The organism is Acinetobacter sp. ANC 4805 (assembly GCF_022549495.1).
Lineage (GTDB): Bacteria > Pseudomonadota > Gammaproteobacteria > Pseudomonadales > Moraxellaceae > Acinetobacter.
Genome location: NZ_JAKZGD010000006.1, coordinates 195001 through 216323, shown reverse-complemented (window position 1 = coordinate 216323; position 21323 = coordinate 195001). Strand labels below are relative to the sequence as shown.

Genomic DNA, 21323 nt, shown 5'->3' with positions numbered 1-21323 from the left:
TGATAATTGTTATTCTAATTTTTATGGATGAAATATCGCATTTATTTAGAGATAAATAAATGCAGAAATAAAAATGAGTTGAAATTATTAAGAATAATTAAACTTATTACTTTTGATCCGATGTGTTATTAAGATAATTTTCATTCAATTTTAACTTAATAACACCTAAACTTTAAAATAATAAAATGTTATTTATTTCACAGTTATTTTTTTATTTTGAGACCTTTTGCTAGTAATAGGTAGCTAAAATAACAGCACTTTTCTGATCAGATAATTGTTCGATCGTTATTTCAGTGGTGTTGTTTTTCTGTGATTTCGTTCTTAAGTCACTGCGTGAGATTGATTGAGTCTCAATTTTTTGACGTAAATGATTCAGTATTTCACAATCACGGCTATTTTGATTTACAGAACAGGTATCTTCAACAATACTTCCATTCATTTGAATGGTGTTTGCTGAGTAACTAATCGAAGAAAATGCCATTAATGTTGAAATGAGTACAAGTTTATAAATATTTTTATACATGTTTATTCCCTTTCTATAATGTATTTATTATTAATTAACATGGAAGTTATTATTAAGGCAATATTGAAATTAAATATTGAATAAATTTACATTTAAAGTGTGATGTAATTATTGTTTTGCTTTAATATTGATAATTGTAATGAAATTATTGGTTTTGAAATTTACATCAATTAAATTTTATATAGTGTGATTCATTTCAAATAAAGAAAAACCTCAATTCTATGATTAGATTTGAGGTTTAAGTAAATTTGAACTTAACGATTGTTAATCGTATTGAATGGTGACTGTTGCCATTGCACGCACTGTTCCTGCTGTAACGTTAGCGGCAGTTTGATAGTAACGAGCCTTTAGAGGAAGGTTATACTGAATGACTTCATTCGATTTCACCGCACCTAAAGCAATTTTGTCACCTCTAGCGATGACTTTATTGATATTTTGATAATTTGAGATGAGTTGTACGCCAACCCCATTTGCTTTTGTTGCGGTCGGTGCAGTATTCGTCAATACCTGATTATTACTACCATCTTGAGTGTAATCAAAGCTCAAACTCACCTGAGTTTTTTCTTCGTAACCCGTTGGATTGATACCACCATTACACAAAATATTCAGATCAAATGCTTGTTCGCCTTGAATAGAGCCAACGCCTCGGAAACCAGACTTCATTACGGTTGGAAGTTGAACCGTTTTATTGATATCACTGAGTAATTCACATGAAGATGATGCAATTGTAATCGCATTACCATATACGGTACTGGTTAAAAATGGGCGACTATTTTGTCCTGTTACGTAATAGGTACTATATCTACCTGGAACAAGAGCACCAGATCCTGTTTGCGATGCAATTTTAACGATTTCAACGACAAAGTAGCCTTGTGCTAAATTATAAAGTGTCCCAGGTGATAGACTGCGTGAATATGGATAATATCCAGAGAAGTTGGTTGCATTTTCAGCTTCACGATATAGTCGAATACCAATTCCCTGAATATTAGTTGAATAAATACTATTACCTAAAGGGCTGATAGGGTAACTTTGCGATAAATCTGCGTAAATACGATCAGCACTTGAATTACATCTTAGTGTTGAGCCATTGGGATTGATTGGAAACGTTGCTTTACGCAAAATAGTCCCAACAGGATCACTTGGGCGTACAACGACGCGACCTACAGCCATAGAAATATCAACTGTACTGAAGCCTGAGCTGAGTGTACAAAATGCATTGGCCGCCGTATTCAAACCAAAAGCTGCCGTAAATAAAGCACCAGTAATTAGAATTTTCTTCATTTACAAATTGCCTCAGTCATGATCATATTTTGTTGATCTTTATCTAATTGTGAGTGGATATCATAGCTCACCTTACATTGCTCAGATGCTTCATCACCCCAGTTAACGTAAAGCGTATCTTGAGGTAATTTTGTTCGAACATAAATGAGGCTTCCTTGTGCAACCATGCCCACAGCTTCTTTATCTTTGTTATAGACTTGAGCAGCAAAAGGTAAACTTTCTCCATTGGCTCGTTTGCTTTGGATATAGATTGCATGACCTGTTTTAGTTGAGAAATCCACTTTTGCTATTGCACCTGCAAATGGGGCAATACGTTGACTGGTTTCTTCTAATTCAACATTGGTTGACATATTTTGAGGGTCAAGGGTAATATCATTTAAACGATAAGGCGTAATGTAAGGGATAACCGCATAACCCGATTTATTAATGCTCAGTCCCACCGTATTGCCGACTTTTGCACCTGTTGCATCTGGTGCATACACGAGAACCATCGTTTGCCCTTGATCTGGTCCAAATAAGACACCTTGAGAGTGTGCTACGACATTGCCGCTTAAACTAAGCATTGCTTGTTGGTAGTCTTCTGCATAACTATAAGAACCACCCACTGTTGCAAAATTAGTTCTATAACGACTATTGACGTTAAAGCTAGGATCTCGTCTATCTTGATGTGACATGCTTGCGCCGTAGTTAAAACGATCTCCGACAACGCCACTGACTCCAACAGTACGGTTATTGTCTGAAATGGTTGTATTGACGTTCGCAGAATTTTTCTTAAAGCTCAGCGGGAAGGAGATTGTGGCTAAGTATTCTGTGTCTTGATCGCTTCGATTTGAACCATATTCAATTTGGCGGTTTATGGCTGATATACCATAAGTCATGCCTTTATAGTTATTACTATAACCAATCTGGTATTGTTTGGTTGATTCACTACGATTCCAGTAATCAATCCATGAACCCACAACATAAACATTACCCCAACCTTCAGGTAAACCCTGATTTAGCGTGACTTGGAATTCACTACGTTGTTTGCCAACCGCGTACGTATTTTCACCTTTTTCTTCAAGGTCTCGAATTAAAATTGCATCACGAAGGTTGTAATAGTTTTCAGTTGAATAGCGGTAGGCTGCGAGTGTTAAATTCGTATCGGTTGGAGCGATTAATTTACTATAACTTAAGCGGAAACTTTGACCAGATTGAGATTCTTGTTGTTTAAAATCTGCTTGAGAGTGGGTGGCATCTAGCGAGATTGCACCAATCGGCGTTGCAACAGCAGCACCTAATAGCGCAGAACGATAGTCTTCTGTTAATTGAAAGCCTGTATAGGCAGTAAGATAATTGTTAATACCCCGTTGATATTTACCTTGGGCGGTCCAAGGCATTAAATCAATATCCCGATCTCGAAATTCAGCCACAGTAAGAGAGTAACGACTTAAACCTGGACGTAGCATTTGCACGACAGATGCATAAGGAACGGCAAATTTTTGAATTTCTCCATTTGATTCAATCACTGTAACTTCAAGTTCACCGCCAAATCCTGTGGGATATAAGTCATTAATTTCAAAACGACCAGGTGCGACTGTGGTTTGATAAATCAATTGACCTTGTTGGCGAATTTCAACTTTCGCATTGGTTTTTGCATTACCACGGATTTGAGGTGCATAACCGATCATACTATTGGGTAACATACGATCATCACTTGAAAAGTCGACACCGCGATACCCGAAAGAATCAAAGATTTCACCATTGGTAAAACTATCACCTAGGGTGAGGACACCACGATAATTTGGAAAAGCACGTTGGGCATAGCTACTTACAGCTTCATAATTTGAGCCTTTTTTTTCTGATTCATTATTATCTTGCCACTGCCATTGACCATTATGTCTAAATTGCCAACCCGCAATATTTGCACCTGTTGTTAAACCAATAAACGCATTGGTTGTTTCTGATTGATCTGAAGATTTGTTAAAGGTTTTGTAAGCACTTCCGTTATAAGATAAGAAAGCTGCATTAATACCTCGATCCCAAACACTCGGATCAACAAAGCCTTGCGCATTTTTTTGTAATGCAATTTGTGGGATTGAAATATCAATGCGTAATCGAGAGGTATCAAAATCATAATAGGCATTTTCAACCCATTCTTCGATTTTGTAGCAAGCATTTGCTGTTGTTGATTCAGTACGATTGATAAGAATCTCTTGTTTTACGCCATACTCTAATAAGGAGTTTGATGTAAAACAGGTAAAGGCATTTTGATTTTGTTCAGTTGAACGAAAAAGCATTCTTTTTTTGCCAAACCAGTTGCCATTAATATAAACATCAACATTATATTCACCTGCTAAAACTGGATTACCATATTTAAAGCGTGAAATATCAAGTTTTTGAGCATCACCGATTAAGAAAACAGAGTCAAATTCTGCTTCCATAGGTGCTTGTTCCGCTGTTTTTTCTACGGCATGAACAGTTATAGGCATCGTCATCGTAATTACCCCAGAGCTAAGGTAATAACAGAGATGACGTTTCAAGAACTTCGCTGATGCTTTTTTCTTTGACATAATTGGTTCGCCTATTCAGTGATAGGTATGCGTAATTTATTTAATCAGTTGGAAGCTCTTTTATTATTGAAGTTTGATTTGGTATTCAATACGACCACCATAATCGTTAATATTAATAAAGCTCAATTTTTCTGTATTCGCCGTTTTTAATTGGATTTTGTCTTCACTAAAAGGCGATAGCATGAGACCTTTAGGTAATAAATCTTCAGATTGTGTGCCGTTGTGTTGATATACGGCAGTCATCGTGATGTGAAATGGCGTTGGATTTTTTACCATTAAAGTCTGACCATTTTTCATCCATTGTAGTTTTTCAGCCGCTAGATTTGCATCATCTTTAATGCTTGCTGGGCGATAGAAAAATTTGATACGTGAACGGATTGCAAGTTGTAAGAAGTTGTCTGGAATAGCATCTTTGCTATTCGCAGTTGGTTTAGGTGGAATATCTAAAACATTAAGCCAATAAACAGTTTCTTTTTTTTGATCTAATTGTGCAGCATTCGGTAGTGCGGAAATACGGAGAGATTGACTCTTCGTTGGATCAACACGAGAGATGGGGGGCGTAATCATAAATGGCACTTTGGATTGATCTGGGGTGCTTTTAGGATCGCCATCGTCAATCCATGCTTGAACAAGCGATGGTTTTGAACCATTGTTACTGACTTGCAAGGTAACTTCACGGGCATCTGAAGGGTAGATCACGCGAGTACCATGTAAGATAATTTCTGCATGAGTAAGGTTTGCAACAAAAACTGAAGACATTGCTAAACCAAGCAAAAATTTGTAACTGTTCAATGCCATTGATATGTACTCGACTGCAACAAGATATTTTTATAAAAAACTGCGAATTTCCAACTTTTTAGAAACTCGCAGAGGTCATCAATGAATTATTGGTAAATAATGGTGTACTGAACAGAAGTACTGACTCTACCTGCAGTAGAAGCGCCAGTTGCATAATATTCAGCATAATAGTTTAGGTCAGCGCTACCATTATCGACAACATCAACCCATTGAGAGTTGGCTTGAGCGCCATTTGAGCCTACTGCAAGTACAGGAATAAACTGGTTGTTGCTACCCAATAATTGAACTTTAACGTTATTAGCACCACCAACAGTTTGGTTATTTAAACGACCTGTAGAGAAGTCTACAGTTGCGCCTGGTTCAAAATAAGTTGCAACTTTACCTTTTGAACATTGGTCAAGTTTGATTTGGAAAGGAGTACGACCAGCAACATCACCTGTAGCAGCGAGTGTTTGTTTAGACACAGTTGGAAGCGTAACAGTAAAGTCTTTGCCTGCAGGAGTAACAATTTGACAAGTCTGGTCGGTTACTAAACCATTAATTGTAATCGTACCATCAGCAGCTTGAGCGTTAGCAATACCAACAACTGAAAGAGTAGTGATCAAAGCAAGTTTTTTCATAATAGTTTCTCTAATACATCAGCTTAAGGTTTGGATTAGGTTACTTTTCAGGTGGTTTGTGTGCTGAATAAGTAATGTGCGAAATATATCATTTTTTATTTAAAATGCAAATTACATCACATTATTTGTGGTGTTGTTTATAATTTATTGTTTTATTGTAGAATTTTCACGAAAAATTTTTTCTATCATCAGAATTTTCAATAGATTCGGTGGGTTTTGATGTCTTATCTTGTAAGTTTTAATGCATTATTTGTTTATTTTTTATTCTAAATTAATCGTTTTTTTATGAATTTTTTATGACAGTTTCTTTCAAAATAAAAAAATAGAGTCATAAAGTTACACTGTTAACAAAAACACCAAACTTCACTTAAGAATTTTTTAAGGTTAAATTTTTAGTTTTTAGTCATGATTAGATGAAAAATACATTGAAAGGAGTGGCTCATGAACATGCTTTATACTCATAAACCGAATTACTATTTCTTTGCACATAAATTTGTTTTGTTTTTAGAAAGTTACCTAAAAAATCATCCTACAGAGGAACAGACGAGTTTTAATTTACAAACAATTTATGATTTATTTAGTCATGATCGTGCTTCGAGTACAACCAATCTAGAAGGCATTTTAAATATTGCAGATGAATATATGCTTGCAACAGATGAGGGCGAGCAGCCATTGATTCGTGCTTATCATGTACATATGGATAACCATGTGTTGGTGCTAGAGTTTAATCCTAAAGCCGTTGAAAGTTTAAAAGCAGGTCAAATGATTGTAAGCCCATTAGCGGCTTAGATTATAGAAATTATCAATTCCTTGTTTATACACTTAGCCATGAATCTCCTTTGGCTAAGTGTTTTTTTATCAAGCTGATTTAAAGTTTTCTATTGGTTATGATACAGATATATATTGAGATGATCAGAATAGCATTATGAATAAGGATTTTAAGTCAGAAACATATACAGCAGATGAAAGTATTGCTGACACTATTGTATGGTTAATGCAGCATCAAGAAACGTTTGATTCATTCCATTTTGATGTCCATACACAAGAACTTTCAGTCACACATGCGGCTGGTGTGGATATCATTCGAGTAGGAATGTTTCTAAACGCTAAATATGGAATTTTAGTGACTTCAATTTAGTTGTATAGAAAGAAAAAAAGCCTTGTTCGATGACAAGGCTTTGAATGTTTATGCACTCATGGCATCAATTGAGAGTTCTGCAACTGTTGGCTTCGGCTTTTCTGCTGTTAAGCCAAGTTTAGCAAATAAGATTTGGTCTCTTCCTTCACCTGCATTTGGCGTTGTTAATAACTTGTCACCAGAAAAGAGTGAATTTGCACCTGCCATAAATGCAAGTGCTTGATCAGCATCACTTAATGATTCACGACCAGCTGATAGGCGCACATAGCTATGAGGCATGATGATACGCGCAACCGCAATCGTACGAATCCACTCAGTTACATCTAGTTTTTCAACTTCAGCAAGTGGTGTACCTTCAATGGGAACCAACATGTTAATCGGCACAGATTCAGGATGAACAGGCATCGTTGCAAGCTCATGTAATAAACCAATACGGTCATTACGGCTTTCCCCTAAACCAACGATACCGCCACTACATACTTTCATGCCGGCCTGACGGACATGATCAAGTGTATTTAAACGATCATCAAAGGTACGGGTGCTAATAATATGTGAATAATATTCACGAGAAGTATCTAGGTTATGGTTGTAATAATCCAAGCCTGCATCTTTTAAACGTTCAGCTTGAGATTGGTTCAACATGCCCAAAGTCATACAGGTTTCTAGACCTAATGATTTAACTTCACGTACCATTTCAAGAACATAAGGCATGTCACGTTCATGTGGATTACGCCAAGCTGCTCCCATACAGAAGCGAGACGAGCCAGAATCTTTGGCTGCTTGTGCTTCACGAATGACTTTATCGACTGCAATACGTTTTTCTGCTTCTAATTTAGAATCGTAACGAGCGGATTGCGAGCAATATTTACAGTCTTCTGGACATTTCCCCGTTTTAATTGACAGTAGTGTACTGACTTGAATCGAATTTGCTTGGAAATGTTGACGATGAACGCCTTGTGCTTCAAATACTAAGTCTAAAAAAGGTTGGTCATATAAAGCTTGGATTTCATCACGAGTCCAGTCATTACGTAAAGTCATTGTTATATCCATGATGATTGATTACAGACATTGAGATTCATCATACAGAAATCGTGCTAAAGCCAAAGGGCAAAAAACACCATTTTTCTGTTCAGTGTACGTTTATTTGCTGCAATTGCTGTTGAATTGCCCAATCAATATGTACATTGACGATCTCATCGTGCAACGCTTTTGCTTCTTGCAAATGTGTGACAATTTCAGCCGAGTATGGCGCATTTCCTAGACCGATTGCAATATTACGCTTAAAGGATTGATAACCTGTACGGCGGATAGGACTGCCTTCGGTATTCGTTAAAAACGTTGCTTCATCCCATTGCCAAATATCGAGCAAACTGATGTGATCTAAACCATGTCGAGGGTCAAAATCAGGAATAGACGCTGTTTTAGCAAAGCTGTTCCATGGGCAAATTAGCTGACAGTCATCACAACCAAAAATACGATTGCCAATCCCTGATCGTAATTCTTCAGCAATGATACCTTTGTATTCAATGGTTAAATAGGCGATACATTTTCGAGCATCTAACATATAAGGTTCAACAATCGCTTGTGTTGGACAAATATCAATACAAGCGGTACAAGAACCACAATGTGCAGTCGTTGGTTCATCGAAAGGTAGCTCAAGCGAAGTAAATAATTCACCTAAAACAAAAAAAGAACCTGATTTTTTATGGATCAGTAGCGTATGTTTTCCTGTCCATCCCATACCAGCGCTTTCGGCGAGGGACTTCTCAAAAATAGGTGCTGAGTCGGCAAATGGACGTGACTCAAAATCACCAACCTTTTCCCGAATACGTGTGGCTAAAGTTTTGAGTCGTCCACGCATGACTTTATGATAATCACGCCCACGTGCATAACGCGCAATAATGGCTGAATTCGGTTCAAAGGGAACATAACGTGCTTTAGGTGACGCCACAAGATAGTTCATGCGCACACAAATAATACTTTTTGTGCCAGGTACAAGCAGTGTTGGATCAGTACGTTTTTCTAGATTTTCTTCTAAATAGTGCATATCTGCATGATAACCGCGTTTTAAATATTCTTTAAAACGAGGCATTTGATCTTGAGCATCTGGTTTGGCAATGACACAATCAGAAAAGCCTAAGTCCAAGGCTTGTGCCTTTATCCATGCTTTAAGCGCTTGTGGATCGAACTGTTGTAGCTCGATTTTTTGAGACAATTTCTGAGATGAAGTGGATGAAGCCATAAACCAATAAGAGGAGAAAATATGCAACGCTCAGTTTACCATAGCCCTGTTTATCATAGCCAAAGTATTCAAGCATGGGAGCAACGTTGGTTTGCTCAGCAAAACTCATCTTTAGGGCTTATGCAGCAAGCAGCTTGGACAATCACGCAGCAGTTGGTTGCACAATTTCAGCAAAAGAAAATTCGAAATATCGCAGTTTGGTGCGGGTATGGCAATAATGCAGGTGATGGTTATTATATTGCAGCATTTCTAAAACAAGCAGGTTTTAAAGTCACGGTTTTTTCATCTGAAATGGGAGACTCTGCCGATTTAAAACGAGCTTATCAATATGCTCAATCTCAGCAGGTTAATGTACAGCTTTTAAATCCATCTTGTGGAACTACAACTGTTCCTCATTCCTTTGATAAAGGGGAACTCTCTGTAGACTGTCATATTGATGCCTTGTTTGGCATAGGTCTAAATCGGGTGCTTGATCAAAAATGGCAAGATATTATTCACTTGTTTAATATGCAAACAGGTTTAAAAATTTCGATTGATATTCCAAGTGGTGTACATGCCAATACTGGGCAAGCTTTACCATGTGCTGTACAAGCAGATCAGACCTTTACCATTTTGGGATACAAAGCAGGGCTATTTACAGGGCAAGCTAAAGCGTATGTGGGGCAATTACACTTAATTAGCCTGATCCCAACTGATGCAGAATTAAAGCCGATAGCCTATCTTTCCCCTAACAAAATTATCTTGCCGAAACGCCAAGCTTTTGGGCATAAAGGCAGTTATGGGCATGTGCTTGTGGTTGGTGGGCATGAAGATATGGGCGGAGCGGTGATTATGTCTGCTGAAGCTGCTTTTCATGCTGGTGCGGGAAAAGTGAGTGTGGTTTGCCATGCTAAGCATCACCAAGCGATTTTGTCTCGTTCGCCGAATATTATGGTGCGAGACATTAATGCTTTAGACCAAGAAGCCATTCAAAACTTATTAAATCATGTCGATGCTGTCTGTTTTGGGATGGGTTTGGGGCGAGATGAATGGGCAGAATATATTTATCAACAATGGTTTGCTTTATTGAACAAAAACTCGCATTTAGAAGTGGTATTGGATGCTGATGGACTTTGGTTTCTAGGGAAATATCCGCAACACTTAAATGCCCATATTTACGCAACCCCACACTCTGGTGAAGCTGCTACGTTGTTAGCTTGTACTGCCGCTGATATTGAGCAAGATCGCGTTGCTGCGATTCAGCAATTACAACAAAAATATGCAGGACAATGGGTGTTAAAAGGTGCGGGCAGTTTAATTTTAGAAGATGAATTATTTATCTGCACTCAAGGTAATGCGGGTATGGGTACAGGTGGAATGGGGGATGTCTTGGCAGGCATGATTGCCAGTTTAAAAGCTCAATTTCATCAGCAAATCGCATTGCATGAAATCGTCAGCCTACATGCACAAGCAGGTGATTTACTTGCCGAGAATGGTATGAGAGGCTTACAAGCACATGAGATGGGACACATGATTTATAGGGTAGTGAATCATGAGTAAAACTCTCATAAAAGATTTACTTTCATAAATGCTGATCATCAGTTGCAAATAGCATTAACTTTTTTACTCATACTGCTTGCAGTGAAGCATGGGCATAGCAAGAGTTGTAGGCAGTGTGAAATAGTGTCACTATTTGGATTATGTTTATTTTAAAATTTAGTAACTAACGAACCATATAAATAGTATCAAAATTTACGTCAACAGAAACAATAACGAGTGAGTCTATATGGCTATTTAATAATAACTTTGAAATTTGGTTTATTCGATTGTTTTCAAAAGCTGTGAGTTCCCTAATTATTATTTCACAGGCTGTATTAAATTCATGAATATTCCAATCCTTATTGAATAGAAACTTTATAGATGTTGAATTGTTGAGTTCATACATAAAAGTATGATGTAGTGAAAAACCTTTATCATCAAATATATTTGAGTTTTGAAAAAGAATAGGTTCACTTTGATTGGCTTTAATTAACATAAATGAATGCATCATTTCAGTTACGAACTCATTGTCGGTGCTAATAAAAAAACCAAAAGAAAACATTGTAATTACAGCGGCATCCATCCAAAGCGATGACTTATTTCTAGTTGGCTCTAAATGCAGGTCAATAAATCCAGATTTATTGCCCCAATTAGCCATTTTTGAAAAAAATGAATAGTCTGTTTCATTTTTGAATTTTATTGCTGAATGGGGCATTTCTTAACTCATTATTACATTAGATAACAATAATACTACATATTGTTTTATTAGATATTAAAAATTAATGAATTTTTCTTTATTAATTTTATTAACTTAGATTTATTTTTGATAAGTATATGCCTACTTCATCAATATTATGGCGAAAAATAGTAATTATGAAGTGGATATATTTAAATAATATGAAATGTATTTAATAATATTGGAAAGTTAAATATTTACGCTATATTTTTTCCGAAATTGAGAAAGATTTCTTGATTTATATATTTGAAAAATACAACTGAGAGACCACATGAAATATTCGATCTGGTTACTTCCTTTTTTTATAAGGGTGCGCACAAATGTTTCCAGCACATGTGACCAAGCTTGATTCTGGAGCTTACATGATACAGTCTACAGGCAATCTTTTTGCTTCAAATGAATCAATGAAAAATAAAGTAGACAAAAAGGCAGAAAACATTTGTCAGGGAAAGGGCTTTACTGATCTTGGAGAAAAGATCCAAGCATATAATCAACCGATTTATGTATCAGGCATCGTGACGACGAGTAGCTATAAAACTTTCAACAAAACCATACAATGTAATGATTAAGCATTTATAGGGTTTGTTTGAGGTTCTTATAAGCTAAGATTTATGTCTAGGCTGAATAAGAACCACTATTTTTTGCGATTAAGATGACTGAACGATTTAAAAAATCATTTGAACAACTGTTTTTATAATAAAAAATCGATACATGAAATGTAATACAAGGCGTATACTCAAACTAACCATTACAATCACATAGGATTAGAAATGCTTCTTAAATTTGCAATTCGCTTCACGGCTGTCCTACTTTCTGTACTAATCTTGGCTGCTATAGTCATTCAATTTTTCTTCTCCAGTAAATTAACAACAGATCTATGGATTATTGCAATGCCAATTATTCTTGGTATTCCAATACTTGCCTCGGTAGTACTTGCCAAAGATGATGAACTTGCGCTTCATTAATTTTTTGCTAAAAAAGCCCATTAAAAATGGGCTTTTTTTATGATTGAGTATTTTATAAATTAATTCTAAAAATCTGAGATTTACTCAATATATATAAATAAAAATGACTAATAAAATACTGATAATTACAATTAGATATAAGCATAATTTTAAGAAAATTCCATTTTAAAGCTGCTTAAACTGTTTCATCAAAAATCTAATCTTTGTAATTTTAAAATGTACATTCATCGGAATTCTCTGAATCAATCAAAATTTTGGCGCACTTTGTTTTAGTCTAAAAAACGTACAATATTTCTCAGGAGCATCATTTTGTAAGTCATTTGTATGCTTGGAATGAGTCCGCATACAAATTTGAAGACTAAGCTTTTGTAATAAAAATGAAAAATGCTAGGAGCAGAATGTGAAGAAAAAATATTTAAATGCTATGGCGTTGATGGTGGGTATGTTAGCAACTAGCGGATCTGTGGTACATGCAGGTTTGTTTGACTTTCTAGCGCCAAAAGCATCATGGCAAAATTGTAACGTGAGCACTTGTTCAGTTGGCGGTAGTACAAATGTTACATCGAGTTATGCAAAAACCAAATATCCAATTTTATTGGCTCATGGAATGGCAGGTTTTTCTGCGGTAGGTCCATTGCAATATTGGAATGGAATTACGGAGGACTTGGTTGGAAATGGGGCAAATGTATTTGTAGCACAACAGGCTTCTTTTAATTCATCAGAAGTACGGGGTGAACAATTATTGCTACAAACTAAACAAGTACTCGCAATTACGGGGGCTCAAAAAGTTAATCTGATTGGTCACAGTCATGGCTCGCAATCGGTTCGTTACGTTGCCAGTTTATTGCCAAATAAAGTTGCTTCCGTTACCGCAGTAGGTGGCCCAACTAAAGGTTCAGATGTTGCGGATGTTATCTATTCAATCACGCAATCTCCAGTAGGACCTGCGGTTACTCCGCTCATTGCGGCAGGTGTAAATGCATTCTTTTCTTTAGTTGGAATTGGTTCTGGTCATTATTATGACCAAAATGCGCTAGCAGGATTAAACTCATTGACGACACGTGGCTCGGCGAACTTTAATCAACGTTTTCCAGCCGCTGTTCCAACGACAGCTTGTGGCTCAGGTACAGAATCGGTCAATGGTGTCCGTTACTATTCATGGAGTGGAACGAGCCCATTTACTAATGCACTCGATCCATTAGATTATGCATTAGCTGCAACGTCTTTACTGATTTCTAGTGAAAATGATGGTCTAGTTCCACGTTGTTCAAGTCATTTAGGTACAGTTATTCGTGATAACTATGCATTCAACCATTTGGATGAGGTAAATCAAGTTTTGGGTTTAGTTGGTTTCTTGCAAAATCCAGTTACACCTTACCGCACACAAGCAAATCGTTTGAAAAATCAGGGGCTTTAATTTAGATATTAAGGGAGTGTGATTTACTCCCTTAATTTTCAAAGTGGCTTAAAATGGAATTATAAATAGATCAAGGAATTATGAACACTAAACTTTTGAATAATCGACTCATTTTCTTAGGTTTGATGGCATGTTTACTGCTCTCATTGGTTTTAATCTATTTTATATTTAAACCAGAAGCGCAAAAGCATCAGAATGACCTCAATCAACAAAATCAAACTCTTTCCGAAAATAATCATACAAAAAATATAATTGGAGGGAATCATCAAGCAAAAATGCCAACACTTGCGCCGTCTTTACAAGGCACTGAAATTGACTGTCCAATTGAAGTCGATGCAAAGGGAAAGTTAGTTTTAACCGTAGGTATTCGTAGCTGTTTTGATTATTTCTTTTCTAGTTTAGGTGAAAAAACAGAAACCGCACTTATCTCTGATATTCGACAATATCTTAAAGCGACTTTACCTGACACTGCTTCAAGTTATGCGAGTTATTTACTAGATCAGTATGTTGCATATACCCATGCCTTAAAAAATTTAAAAGCTACCAGTGATTTTAAAACGGGAGATGCTGAAGGTTTTCAAAAAGTACTTAATCAAATGTACAAAGTTCAGCAGCAGTTCTTTAATTCAGCAGAAATTAATGCGTTATTCGGAAATGAACGGAACTTGAATCAATTTAATATTGATCAAATGCGTATTCACGCCAATAAAACATTAAATGCTCAGCAAAAAGCGAGTGAGTTAGCAACACTGATTGACAAACTTCCATCAACATTGGCTGATGGGGTTCGAGTGTCAATGCAATTTGCTGAACTACAGCAGCTTACACAGGAAATTCAAGAAAAAGGAGGTTCAGCACAAGAGCTTCGTAATATGCGAGAAAGCTTGTTAGGTGCTGAGGCGGCAGACAGATTAGAAAAAGTTGATCAAGAAGAAGCTGGATGGCAAATGCAGGTAAATAGCTATTTATCTGCGCGCGAACAGATTCTTAAAAGCAATGCGAGTGATTCCAATAAACAGCAATCAATTGATCAACTTCGTAATAGTACATTTGCGACAAAAGAAGATTTATTGCGAGCACAAGCGTATGAAATTATACATGACCAGTAAAATGGTCACTCAATAGATATTGATGAATGTCAGTTCAGTGACATATAAAATAGTTAATGCTTGTTTTGAGTCACTGACTTAAGTTGATGAATGCTCTAATTTCTAAACGTTTAATGGATTAAATCAGTTAACAATAAAATAAGGTTGGAAATGATGTGGAATAGGTTGGATGTTGGGTCAGGACGACCATTGGTATTGCTACATGGTATTGGGATGTCACATAAAGCATGGAATCCTATTGTTCCAATACTGAGTCAATCGCGTCGAGTGATTGCCTTTGATGTTGCAGGGTTTGGAGATAGTCCAAAATTTGATTCAAATAAAGAGCCTACTATTCAAAATCTAGTTGAGGCATTGGCAGAACAACTTCGGGAAATGGGTATCCATGAACCTGTAGATATTGTTGGAAATTCAATGGGTGGGTGGATGGCTTTAGAAGCAGCCCGTACAGGTCTGGCGAGTTCTGTCGTTGCAATTTCTCCAGCAGGGTTATGGCATGAGTCCCCAACACATGTAAAAACAATTTTCTTTAGTATGAGACATGCAATAAAGCGTATGCCAACGTTCTCTAGACGATTAATGAAATTTGCTGTGTGTCGGGAATTGCTGTTAGCTATTCCAATTGGTATTGGTGGTCGAAACATTCCTGAATTAGATGCTGTAAGTTCTTTGAATGATTTTAATAACGCATCTGATTTCGAACGAACATTTTCAAATGCAGGTCGGTTCATTGATGGGCAGAATATAAAAATTCCATTGACGATCGCTTTTGGTACAAACGATTGGTTATTAACTCGGAACAATTGCCAAATGAAAAATGAGTTACCAACGAAACTGAAATGGGTGGAGCCGAAAGGTTGGGGGCATGTACCGATGTGGAAAGATCCACATGGTGTGGCAAATCTAATTCTTGAGAATATCTCAACAGAATGATGTGATTGTGACTGACTCAGGCTGCTTATACGGCAGTGAACCTATCATTGCGTCAGTCATAGCTGTGCGTAGATTTCTAAGCTGCCTATACGGCAGTGAACACGTATTTACGACAGCGTGGACTACAAACGACTTTCTAAGCTGCCTATACGGCAGTGAACTCAGCAAGTTGGACGATGGCACGACAATAACATTTCTAAGCTGCCTATACGGCAGTGAACCTGCATATGATCAACAGGGAACAAAAATTAGCGTTTCTAAGCTGCCTATACGGCAGTGAACTAAAAGACCACGAGCAAAAGCTTGTAACTCAGTTTCTAAGCTGCCTATACGGCAGTGAACGCATAAAAATGCTTGGTGATGTTGAGATTATTTTTCTAAGCTGCCTATACGGCAGTGAACATCTTCAGGTTTACGACGTTGATGTATCCAATTTTCTAAGCTGCCTATACGGCAGTGAACCTACAACTAGAACTTTTGCCGTTCCTTTGTATTTTCTAAGCTGCCTATACGGCAGTGAACAAAGCCAAAATTATGGCGTTATGTTCTTTGGATTTTCTAAGCTGCCTATACGGCAGTGAACATATTGCCGAGGCAATGTTTCCTGATCGTGTTTTTCTAAGCTGCCTATACGGCAGTGAACGAAGATCCTGCAGCGCCGTTTTAATTTGTTCATTTCTAAGCTGCCTATACGGCAGTGAACGCGATGAAACGGCGTGCGGTTCACATCACTTATTTCTAAGCTGCCTATACGGCAGTGAACACCAGCACGAGACTTAAAGCTCGCCTTACTGCTTTCTAAGCTGCCTATACGGCAGTGAACGCGTAATCGAATTTCGAAGCGAGAGAAAGGGATTTCTAAGCTGCCTATACGGCAGTGAACGTATTTACCTCTCGATCAGCGGCAATACGAGTTTTCTAAGCTGCCTATACGGCAGTGAACGAGGGACGTTCGACCAACGCCCGCATCTTTATTTTCTAAGCTGCCTATACGGCAGTGAACAATCCAAGCTATACCAAAGCTTATAACGCTTTTTTCTAAGCTGCCTATACGGCAGTGAACCACCCATTTTGCTACGGTTAGCAACAGTTTTTTTTCTAAGCTGCCTATACGGCAGTGAACATGCGAAAGGATCTGTTCTTTTGCTAGATAATTTTCTAAGCTGCCTATACGGCAGTGAACATGAAATTCAATGGCAGATATTCAAACAGTTTTTTCTAAGCTGCCTATACGGCAGTGAACATTTCAAGTTCTTCAATGGGTATTCAAAAGGTTTTCTAAGCTGCCTATACGGCAGTGAACGCCGTAAAAACCGACTTGCTGCCATTCACATGTTTCTAAGCTGCCTATACGGCAGTGAACCTTGTTAAAGTTCTTCAGCACATGGAGACATTTTTCTAAGCTGCCTATACGGCAGTGAACATCTAAATAGATAAGATAGTCAGTGCCTGAAATTTCTAAGCTGCCTATACGGCAGTGAACCAGAGTATGGTTTTACTTCAGTACCACCAGATTTTCTAAGCTGCCTATACGGCAGTGAACGCTGTTGCTAAATTTGAAATATTACCTGATACTTTCTAAGCTGCCTATACGGCAGTGAACGACATTCAAGCTTTGGCTATGCTTGCTCAGTTTTTCTAAGCTGCCTATACGGCAGTGAACAGTAAAATAGAATCAATAAAATAAGCTAAAACATAGGTTTATCAAGAAAATTGAGTAAATACCCAAAGTTTTTGACCTAAGTTGTAACTTATTGATTTTATTAAGCTGTTAATGAGTGTATAAAATATTGGGGTAAAAAAAGGGGATTGTCAAAGCTAAATCAACTCAAATAATAGAATTTCCTTTCCTAATTACATCCACATACATAAAATCTAATACTGTTAAAAACAATTTAGAGAATCAATGTGTCAAATCATTCAGAAAACGAATTTGAACTAAGTAATGAGGAAATGCATCTCTATAGTCGTCAGATTTTATTAGATGGTTGGGACATAGACGCACAAGAACGATTAAAACTCGCGAATGTTTTAATTATTGGTGCAGGGGGAATAGGTTGTACTAGCGCCGAGCTACTTGCGCGAGCAGGTGTGGGTAAAATTACAATTATTGATACAGACACGATTGAAATGAGTAATCTGCAAAGACAAATTGCGTTTACTGGGAATGATCTTGGGCGGTATAAGGCTGAAATATTAGCCAAACATTTACAAGAGATTAACCCTCATATACATGTTAGTTATCAAAACAGTCGTTTTGACGAGACTAATGCTGATGATTTAGTGCAGCATCAAGATGTTGTTTTAGATGGTTGTGATAATTTTACAACACGCTATTTAGTCAATATGGTCTGTAAAAAACATCAAGTTCCTTTGATCAGTGCATCAGCAATTGGCTTTGAAGGACAATTATTCATGGCTGATACAGATTCTGCATGTTACGAATGTCTATTCCCTAAGGAAGAGCATGCAAACGAAGGGTTACGTTGTGCTGAGTCTGGTGTACTTGCAACCACACCTGTCATTATGGCGTCATTACAAGCACATCACACATTACTATTCTTAGGGCTAGGTTTAACGCCACTTAAACAAAAACTCTTAGTTTGGAATGGTTTAAATCTGTCTCAGCGTATTCTGCAATTTGAAAAAGATGCAAATTGTCCAGTTTGTCAGGCAACTTAATCGGTAAAATGAACAAAATTTGCTACACTACTGCCATCTGTGATGGCAATGAAAGATTATGAAAAGAAATATTTTATTCGATGGATTACGTTCTGTTGCACGTATTGGTGAAACAGTTATTGTTGCAGCACAAGCGGGTGTAAAATATGCAACTGAGAAACCAAGTAATGCAAAACTAATGCGTGAGACATTTGAGTCACTGGGTTCTACTTATATTAAATTAGGGCAATTCATCGCGAGTACGCCGTCTTTATTTCCGCGTGAATATGTTCAAGAATTCCAAGGCTGTTTGGATCAAACACCGAGTTTACCATTTAGCTATATTCAGCAGGTTTTGGCTGATGAGTTTGAAGGGAAAAATCTCAATGAAATTTTTAGTTTTATTGATGAAAAACCACTAGGTTCAGCTTCAATTGCACAAGTACATGCTGCTCGATTGGTGACTGGCGAAGATGTGGTGTTAAAAGTACAGAAGCCTGGTGTTGAAACCATTTTATATACCGACTTAAATGTGGTGCATTGGGCAACCAAGATTTTAGAAAAAGCTGTTCCTAAAATCAAATTTGCATCACTTTCTGATATTGTTGATGAAATCAAAACACGAATGGTACGTGAGGTTGATTTCATTGAAGAAGCACAAAATTTGGATGATTTTATTCAATATTTGAATGTTTCTGGCAATCAGGCAGCAACTGCACCAAAAGTTTATCACCAATTTTCTACGCGTCGTGTGTTGACCATGCAACGTTTGTATGGTGTGTCATTAACTGACTTTGATGTTGTTAAAAAATATGCAAAAGATCCAACACAAGTTCTCATTACTGCAATGAATACTTGGTTTGGTAGCCTCATGTTATGTAAGAGTTTCCATGCTGATTTACACGCTGGAAATCTAATGCTACTTGAAGATGGTCGTATTGGTTTTATTGATTTTGGGATTGTTGGACAACTGAATCCTGAGGTTTGGACAGCATGTATGGCATTTATGGATGCATTACAGCACACCAATTACACCGCAATGGCTGAGAACATGCTCAAAATGGGGATGACCCATCAAAAAATTGATACTCAAGTGCTTGCTGATGATTTAGAGCGTTTGTTTAGTGGTGTTCTATTGGCAGATCCTCAAGAAATTCTGAGTTCTAATCCTGCTGATCTAAATGATATCATGATGGATATGATTGGCGTGGGTGAACGTCATGGCATTAAATTCCCACGTGACTTCGCATTATTATTTAAGCAAATGTTATATTTTGATCGTTTCATGCGTGTTCTTGCACCATATACTGATATTTATGCTGACCAACGTTTGAAAATGGTTCACAATATTGAACCTGCTTCATTCTTAAAGCATTAATTTATTTATTGGTATATTAGGTCATTATGGATGCCATCATTATTGAAGGGTTAAAAGTTGATACGGTAATTGGTTGTTTCAACTGGGAACGTCAAATTATTCAACCTTTAATGCTAGATCTTACCATTCATAATGATCTGACACAGGCTGCAAATTCAGATGAGCTAGATGATACGCTCAACTATGCGCAAATCTGCGAACTTGCAGCCCAAGTCATTCAAGCAGCACAACCAAAATTGATTGAACATGCTGCCCAACTCGTTCTTGAGAGTCTATTTACCACTTTTCCTTCAATTGAGTCGATTAGTATCACGATTCGAAAACCAGCCATCATTGCACAAGCTAATGCAGTAGGAATTCGCCTTGAACGCAACAGAAACAATTTTTGCGCTCGCACTGGCGAGTAATACTCAGCAGCAACAAAATTTCACGTTTGCTTATGCACAAATTTTAGCTTTAGGGACAGTGGAGTTTTCACCAATTTATCAAATTCCATGTCGAGATGGGATTGGTGCTGATTATTGGAATTCTGCATGTTTGTTAAGAAGCCATCATACTGTTGATGAAATTTTTGCAATATTAAAACAGTTGGAACAGCAGTCGGGGCGTATTCGCCCATCACACCATATTAGTTTAGATATTGATGTGATTGCTTGGGGAATGTCTTTAGAGCATATGCAATTTAATCCTAAAAAGTTACCATTGGCTTTGGATGTAAAAATTCCCTTATACGATGTATGGCAGCAACCTGACTTAAATGATGAGCAAAGCACTCAGTATCCTGTCATTACAATGTAATGTGTTTGTAGTTAATACGATAATAATAGGAAGAATTTTATGAAAGCTATTTTACTTTTATCGACTTTATCTGCTGTACTTTCTGGTTGTGCGGCAATGAATGTCGAGCAATGTAAAACTGCAAATTGGTTGAATGTGGGTGAAAAAGATGGTGCTGCTGGACATGAGTCTCGTTTAGATAAATATTATGCATCGTGTCAAAAAGCGAACGTAGTCCCAAATCAAAGCCTATATGAAAAAGGCTATCAACAAGGTTTAGACTATTACTGTCGTCCAGAGAATATTTTTAATGAAGCTTTAGAAGGTCGTGGAGACTTTCGTGTTTGCCCTTTGGATAAACGAGAGTCTTTAAGAAGTTACTATCAAGTTGCCAATAATTATTATCAGGCAAATTCAGAGTTCAATCGTTCACAAAGTGATATTAACTATTATTTGAAAGAACTAGAGCGCAAGGATCTCGCAGTTAAAGATCGAGATGATTATAAAAAGCGTTTATACGATTTGCGTATCAATAGCAGCAGAGTGCAATCTCGTTATCAGGATGCGGTGCGAAATTTAGAGCGTTTCAAAGCTGAGCGTGGATTAAATTAAAATCGCGTTTACTTTTAGGAGTTTTAGCCCAAACTATTCATATATCTTTGAACATTTAGGACG

General features: G+C 37.2%; 21 protein-coding genes and 1 CRISPR repeat array. Of the genes, 13 read left to right on the top strand and 8 right to left on the bottom strand.

The genetic code is table 11. The features are described 5' to 3' along the window. Positions 1 to 229: 229 nt before the first annotated feature. From MMP60_RS10315 to MMP60_RS10295, 5 genes are all read right to left on the bottom strand, one after another. The gene (locus tag MMP60_RS10315; protein ID WP_241336175.1) at positions 230 to 523 is read right to left on the bottom strand and encodes a type 1 fimbrial protein; all 294 of its coding nucleotides are present in this window, start codon (positions 521 to 523) and stop codon (positions 230 to 232) included. Positions 524 to 787: 264 nt separating this feature from the next. Further along, complete coding sequence (locus MMP60_RS10310) at positions 788 to 1804, bottom strand: fimbrial protein (protein WP_241336174.1); 1017 nt, start codon at positions 1802 to 1804, stop codon at positions 788 to 790. Then, the gene (locus MMP60_RS10305) at positions 1801 to 4359 is read right to left on the bottom strand and encodes a fimbria/pilus outer membrane usher protein (RefSeq protein ID WP_241336218.1); all 2559 of its coding nucleotides are present in this window, start codon (positions 4357 to 4359) and stop codon (positions 1801 to 1803) included. The genes MMP60_RS10310 and MMP60_RS10305 overlap by 4 nt, the downstream gene beginning before the upstream one ends. A gap of 60 nt (positions 4360 to 4419) precedes the next feature. Further along, positions 4420 to 5154 (bottom strand): fimbria/pilus periplasmic chaperone, encoded by a 735-nt coding sequence (locus MMP60_RS10300; RefSeq protein ID WP_241336173.1) that lies wholly within the window; start codon positions 5152 to 5154, stop codon positions 4420 to 4422. An 86-nt stretch (positions 5155 to 5240) separates the two neighbouring features. Continuing rightward, positions 5241 to 5774 (bottom strand): fimbrial protein, encoded by a 534-nt coding sequence (locus MMP60_RS10295; protein WP_241336172.1) that lies wholly within the window; start codon positions 5772 to 5774, stop codon positions 5241 to 5243. A gap of 441 nt (positions 5775 to 6215) precedes the next feature. Here MMP60_RS10295 and MMP60_RS10290 point away from each other — a divergent pair, with 441 nt between their 5' ends. Then, a complete protein-coding gene (locus MMP60_RS10290; RefSeq protein WP_241336171.1) occupies positions 6216 to 6563 on the top strand; it encodes a hypothetical protein in 348 nt (115 codons plus the stop codon). Between the two features lie 136 nt (positions 6564 to 6699). Next, positions 6700 to 6912, top strand: a complete 213-nt coding sequence (locus MMP60_RS10285) for a hypothetical protein (protein ID WP_241336170.1) — start codon at positions 6700 to 6702, stop codon at positions 6910 to 6912. A gap of 48 nt (positions 6913 to 6960) precedes the next feature. Here the strand turns inward: MMP60_RS10285 and bioB are convergent, their stop codons facing one another. Continuing rightward, positions 6961 to 7950: a biotin synthase BioB gene (bioB, locus tag MMP60_RS10280; protein WP_241336169.1), complete on the bottom strand. Its 990-nt coding sequence runs from the start codon at positions 7948 to 7950 to the stop codon at positions 6961 to 6963. Positions 7951 to 8041: 91 nt separating this feature from the next. Beyond that, positions 8042 to 9154: a tRNA epoxyqueuosine(34) reductase QueG gene (gene queG, locus MMP60_RS10275; protein ID WP_241336168.1), complete on the bottom strand. Its 1113-nt coding sequence runs from the start codon at positions 9152 to 9154 to the stop codon at positions 8042 to 8044. A gap of 21 nt (positions 9155 to 9175) precedes the next feature. On the opposite strand from queG, the gene MMP60_RS10270 reads away from it, so the two are divergent. Beyond that, positions 9176 to 10693, top strand: a complete 1518-nt coding sequence (locus MMP60_RS10270) for an NAD(P)H-hydrate dehydratase (protein WP_241336167.1) — start codon at positions 9176 to 9178, stop codon at positions 10691 to 10693. Between the two features lie 163 nt (positions 10694 to 10856). On the opposite strand, the gene MMP60_RS10265 is transcribed toward MMP60_RS10270, so the two are convergent. Beyond that, a complete protein-coding gene (locus tag MMP60_RS10265; protein ID WP_241336166.1) occupies positions 10857 to 11387 on the bottom strand; it encodes a hypothetical protein in 531 nt (176 codons plus the stop codon). 341 nt (positions 11388 to 11728) lie between these two features. Between MMP60_RS10265 and MMP60_RS10260 the strand changes: the two genes are divergently transcribed. From MMP60_RS10260 to MMP60_RS10215, 10 genes are all read left to right on the top strand, one after another. Next, positions 11729 to 11977, top strand: coding sequence for a hypothetical protein (locus tag MMP60_RS10260; RefSeq protein ID WP_241336165.1), 249 nt, complete (start codon positions 11729 to 11731; stop codon positions 11975 to 11977). Positions 11978 to 12178: 201 nt separating this feature from the next. After that, complete coding sequence (locus MMP60_RS10255) at positions 12179 to 12373, top strand: hypothetical protein (RefSeq protein WP_241336164.1); 195 nt, start codon at positions 12179 to 12181, stop codon at positions 12371 to 12373. A gap of 400 nt (positions 12374 to 12773) precedes the next feature. Continuing rightward, complete coding sequence (locus MMP60_RS10250) at positions 12774 to 13790, top strand: triacylglycerol lipase (protein WP_241336163.1); 1017 nt, start codon at positions 12774 to 12776, stop codon at positions 13788 to 13790. 80 nt (positions 13791 to 13870) lie between these two features. Then, complete coding sequence (locus MMP60_RS10245; protein ID WP_241336162.1) at positions 13871 to 14899, top strand: lipase secretion chaperone; 1029 nt, start codon at positions 13871 to 13873, stop codon at positions 14897 to 14899. A gap of 150 nt (positions 14900 to 15049) precedes the next feature. Continuing rightward, the gene (locus MMP60_RS10240) at positions 15050 to 15832 is read left to right on the top strand and encodes an alpha/beta hydrolase (protein WP_241336161.1); all 783 of its coding nucleotides are present in this window, start codon (positions 15050 to 15052) and stop codon (positions 15830 to 15832) included. 13 nt (positions 15833 to 15845) lie between these two features. Beyond that, positions 15846 to 17495: a CRISPR direct-repeat array (repeat unit 28 nt; unit sequence TTTCTAAGCTGCCTATACGGCAGTGAAC). A gap of 290 nt (positions 17496 to 17785) precedes the next feature. Further along, entirely contained in the window at positions 17786 to 18514 is a 729-nt protein-coding gene (locus tag MMP60_RS10235) for a HesA/MoeB/ThiF family protein (protein ID WP_241336217.1), read from the top strand. A gap of 58 nt (positions 18515 to 18572) precedes the next feature. Then, positions 18573 to 19871, top strand: coding sequence for an AarF/UbiB family protein (locus MMP60_RS10230; protein WP_241336160.1), 1299 nt, complete (start codon positions 18573 to 18575; stop codon positions 19869 to 19871). 26 nt (positions 19872 to 19897) lie between these two features. After that, entirely contained in the window at positions 19898 to 20278 is a 381-nt protein-coding gene (gene folB, locus MMP60_RS10225) for a dihydroneopterin aldolase (protein ID WP_241336159.1), read from the top strand. Further along, positions 20235 to 20669: a 2-amino-4-hydroxy-6-hydroxymethyldihydropteridine diphosphokinase gene (locus tag MMP60_RS10220; RefSeq protein WP_241336158.1), complete on the top strand. Its 435-nt coding sequence runs from the start codon at positions 20235 to 20237 to the stop codon at positions 20667 to 20669. The genes folB and MMP60_RS10220 overlap by 44 nt, the downstream gene beginning before the upstream one ends. Positions 20670 to 20708: 39 nt before the next feature. After that, positions 20709 to 21260, top strand: coding sequence for a DUF2799 domain-containing protein (locus MMP60_RS10215; RefSeq protein ID WP_241336157.1), 552 nt, complete (start codon positions 20709 to 20711; stop codon positions 21258 to 21260). The last annotated feature ends 63 nt before the right edge of the window (positions 21261 to 21323 follow it).

What these genes read in the sequence shown, in the direction of transcription:
- MMP60_RS10215 (WP_241336157.1), top strand. Translation starts at nt 20,709, where the DNA reads ATGAAAGCTATTTTACTTTTATCGACTTTATCTGCTGTACTTTCTGGT.
- bioB (WP_241336169.1), bottom strand. Translation starts at nt 7,950, where the DNA reads ATGACTTTACGTAATGACTGGACTCGTGATGAAATCCAAGCTTTATAT.
- MMP60_RS10315 (WP_241336175.1), bottom strand. Translation starts at nt 523, where the DNA reads ATGTATAAAAATATTTATAAACTTGTACTCATTTCAACATTAATGGCA.
- MMP60_RS10295 (WP_241336172.1), bottom strand. Translation starts at nt 5,774, where the DNA reads ATGAAAAAACTTGCTTTGATCACTACTCTTTCAGTTGTTGGTATTGCT.
- MMP60_RS10290 (WP_241336171.1), top strand. Translation starts at nt 6,216, where the DNA reads ATGAACATGCTTTATACTCATAAACCGAATTACTATTTCTTTGCACAT.
- MMP60_RS10245 (WP_241336162.1), top strand. Translation starts at nt 13,871, where the DNA reads ATGAACACTAAACTTTTGAATAATCGACTCATTTTCTTAGGTTTGATG.
- MMP60_RS10235 (WP_241336217.1), top strand. Translation starts at nt 17,786, where the DNA reads ATGCATCTCTATAGTCGTCAGATTTTATTAGATGGTTGGGACATAGAC.
- queG (WP_241336168.1), bottom strand. Translation starts at nt 9,154, where the DNA reads ATGGCTTCATCCACTTCATCTCAGAAATTGTCTCAAAAAATCGAGCTA.
- MMP60_RS10230 (WP_241336160.1), top strand. Translation starts at nt 18,573, where the DNA reads ATGAAAAGAAATATTTTATTCGATGGATTACGTTCTGTTGCACGTATT.
- MMP60_RS10265 (WP_241336166.1), bottom strand. Translation starts at nt 11,387, where the DNA reads ATGCCCCATTCAGCAATAAAATTCAAAAATGAAACAGACTATTCATTT.
- MMP60_RS10270 (WP_241336167.1), top strand. Translation starts at nt 9,176, where the DNA reads ATGCAACGCTCAGTTTACCATAGCCCTGTTTATCATAGCCAAAGTATT.
- MMP60_RS10310 (WP_241336174.1), bottom strand. Translation starts at nt 1,804, where the DNA reads ATGAAGAAAATTCTAATTACTGGTGCTTTATTTACGGCAGCTTTTGGT.
- MMP60_RS10285 (WP_241336170.1), top strand. Translation starts at nt 6,700, where the DNA reads ATGAATAAGGATTTTAAGTCAGAAACATATACAGCAGATGAAAGTATT.
- MMP60_RS10300 (WP_241336173.1), bottom strand. Translation starts at nt 5,154, where the DNA reads ATGGCATTGAACAGTTACAAATTTTTGCTTGGTTTAGCAATGTCTTCA.
- MMP60_RS10255 (WP_241336164.1), top strand. Translation starts at nt 12,179, where the DNA reads ATGCTTCTTAAATTTGCAATTCGCTTCACGGCTGTCCTACTTTCTGTA.
- MMP60_RS10260 (WP_241336165.1), top strand. Translation starts at nt 11,729, where the DNA reads ATGTTTCCAGCACATGTGACCAAGCTTGATTCTGGAGCTTACATGATA.
- MMP60_RS10240 (WP_241336161.1), top strand. Translation starts at nt 15,050, where the DNA reads ATGATGTGGAATAGGTTGGATGTTGGGTCAGGACGACCATTGGTATTG.
- folB (WP_241336159.1), top strand. Translation starts at nt 19,898, where the DNA reads ATGGATGCCATCATTATTGAAGGGTTAAAAGTTGATACGGTAATTGGT.